Origin of the sequence: Agromyces albus (assembly GCF_004134825.1) — a bacterium.
In the GTDB taxonomy this organism is placed as follows: Bacteria; Actinomycetota; Actinomycetes; order Actinomycetales; family Microbacteriaceae; genus Agromyces; species Agromyces albus.
The window spans coordinates 1-6,648 of sequence record NZ_SDPN01000080.1; the positions used below are offsets into that span (position 1 = coordinate 1).

6 protein-coding genes are annotated in these 6,648 nt (G+C 72.0%); all 6 read left to right on the plus strand.

Going from position 1 to position 6,648, the window contains the following annotated elements:
• Positions 1–859 (plus strand): guanylate kinase (gmk, locus tag ESP51_RS20040; protein ID WP_241843282.1); only part of this gene is annotated, 859 nt, incomplete at its 5' end.
• 63 nt (positions 860–922) lie between these two features.
• Positions 923–1,180, plus strand: a complete 258-nt coding sequence (gene rpoZ / locus ESP51_RS20045; protein ID WP_129522629.1) for a DNA-directed RNA polymerase subunit omega — start codon at positions 923–925, stop codon at positions 1,178–1,180.
• Between the two features lie 12 nt (positions 1,181–1,192).
• Positions 1,193–2,467 carry a bifunctional phosphopantothenoylcysteine decarboxylase/phosphopantothenate--cysteine ligase CoaBC gene (gene coaBC / locus ESP51_RS20050; RefSeq protein WP_129522630.1) on the plus strand — a complete coding sequence of 425 codons (1,275 nt, stop codon included), beginning with the start codon at positions 1,193–1,195 and terminating at the stop codon, positions 2,465–2,467.
• Positions 2,464–3,657: a methionine adenosyltransferase gene (gene metK / locus ESP51_RS20055; protein WP_129522631.1), complete on the plus strand. Its 1,194-nt coding sequence runs from the start codon at positions 2,464–2,466 to the stop codon at positions 3,655–3,657. The genes coaBC and metK overlap by 4 nt, the downstream gene beginning before the upstream one ends.
• A 2-nt stretch (positions 3,658–3,659) precedes the next feature.
• Positions 3,660–5,618 carry a primosomal protein N' family DNA-binding protein gene (locus tag ESP51_RS20060; RefSeq protein WP_129522632.1) on the plus strand — a complete coding sequence of 653 codons (1,959 nt, stop codon included), beginning with the start codon at positions 3,660–3,662 and terminating at the stop codon, positions 5,616–5,618.
• 74 nt (positions 5,619–5,692) lie between these two features.
• The gene (fmt, locus tag ESP51_RS20065; protein WP_129522633.1) at positions 5,693–6,628 is read left to right on the plus strand and encodes a methionyl-tRNA formyltransferase; all 936 of its coding nucleotides are present in this window, start codon (positions 5,693–5,695) and stop codon (positions 6,626–6,628) included.
• Positions 6,629–6,648 lie beyond the last annotated feature (20 nt).

The following is a 6,648-nucleotide window of genomic DNA, read 5'->3' on the forward strand; positions in this document are numbered from 1 at the left end:
CGCGGCGGTGGCGGCGCGCCGCGCCCGCGCTGCGGTGAAGGCCGACGTCGCGAGCGCGGCGCGGAGCCCGCTCGACGTGCTGCGCGAGGCGTACGCATCGCCCGAGGGTGTCGAGGGGCGCTTGCGCGTGAGCGAGTTCCTCACGTCGATCCCGGCGATCGGCGCGACGAAGAGCTCGCGCATCATGCACGAGCTGCAGATCTCGACGTCGAAGCGGCTCGGCGGCCTCGGCCGCCTGCAGCGCAGGCGGCTTCGCGAGTTCGTCGCCGACTGGGTCGCCGCGCACGGCGGCACCGGCGACCGGCTCGTCGTGCTCGCCGGCCCGACAGCGGTGGGCAAGGGCACCGTCGCCTCCTACATCCGGCGCCACTATCCCGATGTGCAGCTCTCGGTCTCGGCGACGACGCGTGCGCCACGGCCCGGCGAGGTCGAAGGGGAGAGCTACTTCTTCGTCGACGACGCCGAGTTCGATCGCATGATCGCAGCCGGCGAGCTGCTCGAGTGGGCGACGGTGCACAACGCATTCCGATACGGCACGCCCCGGGCGGCCGTCGAGCGGGCGATCGCCGCGGGCAACAGCGTGCTGCTCGAGATCGACATCCAGGGTGCGCGTTCCGTGCGCCGGGCCATGCCCGACGCCACGCTCGTGTTCCTGCTCCCACCGAGCTGGGAGGAGCTCGTGCGCCGCCTCGTCGGCCGGGGCACCGAGAGTCCAGGCGAACAGCAGCGCCGGCTCGAGACCGCGAAGATCGAATTGGCGGCCGTCGACGAGTTCGATCACCAGGTGGTCAACCACGACGTCGCCGACGCCGCTCAGAAGGTCGTAGACTTGATGAGACCTCGCAAGGGTCGGCGTTGAGCTGCCCTCGCCACGACTTTTCGCGCACTGAGGGTGCGCACCCCACGATCAAGGAGTCTTTCCATGGCTGAGAAGCTGTCCGGAATCATCGACCCGCCCATCGACGACCTGCTCTCGAAGGTCGATTCGAAGTACCAGCTCGTGATCTTCGCGTCGAAGCGCGCACGCCAGATCAACGACTACTACGCAGACCTGCACGAAGGCAGCCTGTTCGACAACGTCGGCCCGCTCGTCGACTCCTCGATCGACGACAAGCCCCTCTCGGTCGCACTGCACGAGATCAACGAAGACAAGCTCCGGCTCCGCCCGATCGCCGACTGAGCCGGAGGCCCGATGTCGCCGCTCAACATCGTCGTCGGCATCACCGGGGGCATTGCGGCGTACAAGGCCGTGGGCGTGGTGCGCGCGCTCGTGCTCGCCGGTCACGACGTCCACGTCGTCCCGACCGAGGGTGCTCTGCGCTTCGTCGGGCGCCCAACGCTCGAGGCGATCTCGCGCAACCCCGTGCACACCGACCTCTACGAGGGGGTCGCCGAAGTGCGGCACGTCGCCATCGGCCAGGCCGCCGACCTCATCGTCATCGCGCCGGCGACCGCGAACTCGATCGCCAAGCTCGCGACAGGCCTCGCCGACGACCTGCTCGGCAACACGGTGCTCGCGAGCGAGGCGCCCGTCGTCATCGCACCGGCCATGCACACCGAGATGTGGCGGCATCCGGCCACGAGGGCGAACATCGCGACGCTCCGGTCCAGGGGCGTCACCGTCGTCGGTCCGGCCGTGGGGCAGCTCACGGGCAGCGACAGCGGGCCCGGCCGCATGGCGGAGCCCGACGTCATCGTCGCGGCCGCACTCGAGCGGGTCGCGGCATCCGCTTCCGCTGCGGCGCAGCACCGCACGGGCGATCTCTCGGGGCGGCGCATCGTCGTCTCCGCCGGCGGAACGCGCGAGCCGCTCGACCCCGTGCGCTTCCTCGGCAACCGGTCGAGTGGCAAGCAGGGCATCGCGATCGCCGAGGCGGCGCGATCGCGAGGAGCCGAGGTCACCCTCATCGCCGCGAACCTCGAGGTGGCCGATCCCGAGGGCTGCGACGTCCGCCGGGTCTCGACGGCGCTCGAGCTCCGCGACGCGGTCGTCGCCGCCGCACAGGGCGCCGATGTCGTCGTGATGGCCGCGGCCGTCGCCGACTACCGGCCGGTGACCGTGAGCGACGCGAAGATCAAGAAGGACGCGGGCGACGGGGGCCTCACGCTCGAGCTCGTGCGCAATCCCGACATCCTCGCCGGCCTCGGCAGCGAGCCGCATTCCGGAACCCTCCTCGTCGGCTTCGCCGCCGAGACCGAGTCCGACGACGAGCACCTCGTCGAGCTCGGGCGCGCCAAGCGCGAGGCGAAGGGCGCCGACCTGCTCGTCGTGAACCGTGTCGGATGGAACGAGGGGTTCGCGAGCGACGAGAACGCGGTCGTCGTGATCGGCGCCGGCGGCGACGTCGTCACACGAGCACACGGAACGAAACTGTCGGTGGCGCACGACATCCTCGACGTGGTTGTCTCAGAGCTGACGACCACGGCGCGAGCCGCGACGACACCGAAGGAATCCAAGCCCATATGAGCGCACTCCGCCTCTTCACGTCCGAGTCCGTCACCGAGGGCCATCCCGACAAGATCTGCGACCAGATCTCCGACTCGATCCTCGACGCGCTGCTCACGGTCGATCCGCACAGCCGGGTCGCCGTCGAGACGCTCGTCACGACGGGGCTCGTGCACGTGGCCGGCGAAGTGACGACGTCGGGCTACGTCGAGATCCCGGCGATCGTGCGTGAACGCGTGACCTCGATCGGCTACAACTCCTCCGACGTGTGGTTCGACGGCCGCTCCTGCGGCGTCTCGGTGTCGATCGGCGGGCAGTCGCCCGACATCGCGCAAGGCGTCGACCATGCCTTCGAGGCGCGCGAGCGAGCGAGCATCGACGCGCTCGACCTGCAGGGCGCCGGCGACCAGGGCATCATGTTCGGCTACGCCACGCGCGAGACGCCCGAGCTCATGCCCGTGCCGATCTGGCTCGCGCACCGGCTCGCTGAGCGGCTCGCCACCGTTCGCAAGGCCGGTGAGCTCGACTACCTCCGTCCCGACGGCAAGACCCAGGTCACCGTTGGCTACGAGGGTCAGGTGCCTCGCACGATCGAGACGGTCGTGCTGTCGACGCAGCACTCGCCGATCGTGTCCACCGAGCAGCTCCGCGCCGAGGTTGAGGAGCTCGTGATCCGGCCGGTGCTCGACCTCGTCGAGCTCTCCCGGCCCGAGCTCGCGGTGCTCATCAACCCCACCGGCCGGTTCGAGATCGGCGGCCCGCAAGGCGACGCCGGCCTCACGGGCCGCAAGATCATCATCGACACCTACGGCGGCGCGAGCCGGCACGGCGGCGGCGCATTCAGCGGCAAGGACCCATCGAAGGTCGACCGCTCCGGGGCGTACGCCATGCGCTGGGTCGCGAAGAACGCCGTCGCCGCGGGCCTCGCCGATCGCCTCGAGGTGCAGGTCGCGTACGCCATCGGCAAGGCCACGCCGGTCGGGCTCTACGTCGAGACGTTCGGCACCGCGCACGTTCCCGAGGAGCGCATCATCGCCGCGATCCGCGAGGTATTCGACCTGCGCCCTGCCGCGATCATCCGCGACCTCGACCTGCTTCGCCCCATCTACGCGCAGACCGCGACCTACGGGCACTTCGGCCGCGAGCTTCCCGACTTCACCTGGGAGCAGCTCGACCGCGTCGACGACCTGCGCACCGTCGCCGGGCTCTGACGGTGCCGGGCGGCCCGATCGCCAGGGTGCTCGTCGACTCGCCGCTGCCGCAGCTCGACCAGCTCTTCGACTATCACGTTCCCGATCGACTCCGCGAGGCGGCCCAAGCGGGTGTGCGCGTGCGCGTACCGATCCGATCGGGGGGCCGCATCGCCAACGGCTGGCTCGTCGAGCTCGTCGAGTCGAGTGAGTACGCCGGCACGCTGAGCGAGCTCGACGACGTCGTCTCCGAGGTGCCGCTCCTCACGCCCGAGGTCTGGGCGCTCGTGCGCGCTGCGGCCGATCGTGCCGCGGGCAATGCCAGCGACATCCTCCGGATCGCCGTGCCGAACCGCTACGTGCGCGTCGAGCGCACGTGGCGGGCTGCCGAGTCCGATCCCGGCGAGCTGCCGCCGGCGCCGGCGCCGATCACGGGATACGAGGCGGGTCGTGTCGAGAAGGGCATCGACGACGGCGAACGGATGGCGCTTGCGGCCGACCCGCGACCCGTGCGCCTGCCCTCGGGCGAATGGGTCGGCGCGTGGGCCGTGACACTCGCGCACGCCGCGGCGTACACGCTCGCCGCCGATCGGTCGAGCCTGCTCATCGTTCCCGACTACCGCGACCAGGCGCAGCTGCAGGCGGCCCTCGCCGCGTTCGTCGACTCGCGGCGGGTGCTGCGCACCGACGCACGGCAGACGGGCGGCGAGCGGTTCCGCTCCTTCCTCGAGTCGACCGGCGAGCACGCCCGCGTCATCATCGGCAACCGCTCGACGGTCTACGCCCCTGCCGCCCGGCTCGGCCTCATCGCCTTCTGGGACGACGGCGACAGCCTCCAGAACGAACCGCTCGCTCCGGGCGTGCATCCGCGCGACGCCGCGCTCATCCGGCAGGGGCAGTCGGGTGCCGCGCTGTGCTTCCTCGGCCACTCCCGCAGCGTCGAGGTCGAGCGGCTCGTCGAGATCGGCTGGGTGCACGCGATTCCCGCGGTGAAGCCAGTGCGGCCACGGGTCATCCCGACCGAACAGCAGGCCAATCCCGAGCCGGGGTCGGCGCGCATCCCGTCTGCGGCCTGGCGGCAGGCGCAGGAGGCCGTGCGCGAGGGTCCGGTGCTCGTCCAGGTGGCTCGCCCCGGTAATGCGCCGCTCCTCGTCTGCGACCGCTGCCGCGAGCCCGCGCGCTGCAACGCGTGCGGGGGTGCGATCACGGTGCCCCGCACTGGCGGCGACGCCCGGTGCGTGCTGTGCGGCACGAGTGCGAGCAACTGGCGCTGCACGGTGTGCGAGGCGACGAAGCTCCGCGCCGCCACCGTCGGGGCGAGTCGCACCGCTGAGGAGCTCGGCCGTGCCTTCCCACGAGCGCGCGTGTTCCTCTCCGACGGCGAACACCCGCTCCTGCGCGTCGGCGCCGAGTCCGCACTCGTCGTCGCCACGCGCGGCGCAGAGCCCATCGCCGACGGCGGCTACCGTGCCGTGCTCCTCCTCGACGGCGAGCGGATGCTGCTGCGCGAGTCGCTCCGCGTCGCCGAAGACTGCTTGCGCTGGTGGTCGAACGCGACCGCCCTCGCTGCGCCGGGCGCCCCGGTGTTCCTCGTCGGCGTCGCGGGCGCGCTCGCGACCGCGCTCTCGACGTGGCGGCAGGCGGAGTGGGCGGCCACCGAACTCGAGGCGCGCCGGGCCCTGCGCTTCCCGCCCTCGGTGCGCGTCGCGAGCGTGACGGCACCGCCCGCTGCCGTTGCCCGCGCCCTCGACCAGGCTCGCACCGCGGCCGACGACGTCGACGCACTCGGCCCGACGGCGTTCGGCGAGGGGCTCGAACGGGCGATCGTGCGCTTCGACTACTCCGCCGGCGCTGCGGTCGCCAAGGCGCTCCGCGCCGAGATGATCCGAGCGGCCACCGAGCGCCGGCGCCCGGTCGGCGGGCGACCGCCGAAGCGTCCTCCCGTGCTGCGGGTGCGGTTCGACGATCCCGAGGTGCCGTAGCCGCCCGGTGGTATGCAGCGGGCGCGCAGGGAGCGTGCGGCGAGCTGCCGCATCCGAGTCGGCGACAATGGAGTGTGCAGAACCTTCGCCTCGTCTTCGCCGGCACTCCGGCTGCCGCCGTCCCGGCTCTGGAACGCCTCGCTGCGAGCGACCACGAGCTCGTCGGCGTCGTGACGAGGCCGGCGGCGCTGCTCGGACGCAAGCGCGTGCTCACGCCGTCGCCGGTCGCGCAGGCGGCCGAACGGCTCGGGCTGCCCGTCATCGAGGCCGCCCGGCTCGGAGACGGGCCGACCACCGCGATCGAGGCGCTGCGTCCCGATCTCGGGGTCATCGTCGCCTACGGCGGACTCGTGCGCGAACCGCTGCTCTCCGCGCCGACCCACGGCTGGGTGAACCTGCACTTCTCCCTGCTGCCCGCATGGCGCGGCGCGGCGCCCGTGCAGCACGCACTGATCGCGGGCGACGCCGTGACCGGGGCATCCGTGTTCCGGCTCGTGCCCGAGCTCGATGCGGGCGACGTGTTCGCGATGCGTCCGCGCGAGATCGACGGCAGTGAGACCTCAGGAGAGCTCCTCGACGATCTGGCGGTGTCGGGTGCCGAGCTGCTCACCGAGGTGGTCGACGCGATCGCCGCCCGAACCGCGGTCGCGACGGCGCAATCAGGAGAGCCGAGCTTCGCTCCCAAGCTCACGATCGACGACGCGCGCCTCGACTGGCGCCGCCCGGCTGCAGAGGTGCTCGCCCGGTTCCGCGGTGTGACCCCCGAGCCCGGCGCCTGGACGACGATCGATGAGCAACGACTGAAGGTGCTCGAGCTCGCGACCACCGCGGATGCCACAGACGCTCTGGTGATGCCGCCCGGCCTGATCGCCATGCACGATCGCCGCGTGCTGATCGGCACCGGCACTGTGCCGCTCGAGCTCCGGCGCGTGCAGCCGTCGGGCCGCACCGCGATGGCCGCCGCCGACTGGTGGCGCGGCGCCGCACGCGAACAGGCGGTCGCGCGATGAGCGGCGGCGCGCGATCGAAC

What these genes read in the sequence shown, in the direction of transcription:
- rpoZ (WP_129522629.1), top strand. Translation starts at nt 923, where the DNA reads ATGGCTGAGAAGCTGTCCGGAATCATCGACCCGCCCATCGACGACCTG.
- metK (WP_129522631.1), top strand. Translation starts at nt 2,464, where the DNA reads ATGAGCGCACTCCGCCTCTTCACGTCCGAGTCCGTCACCGAGGGCCAT.
- coaBC (WP_129522630.1), top strand. Translation starts at nt 1,193, where the DNA reads ATGTCGCCGCTCAACATCGTCGTCGGCATCACCGGGGGCATTGCGGCG.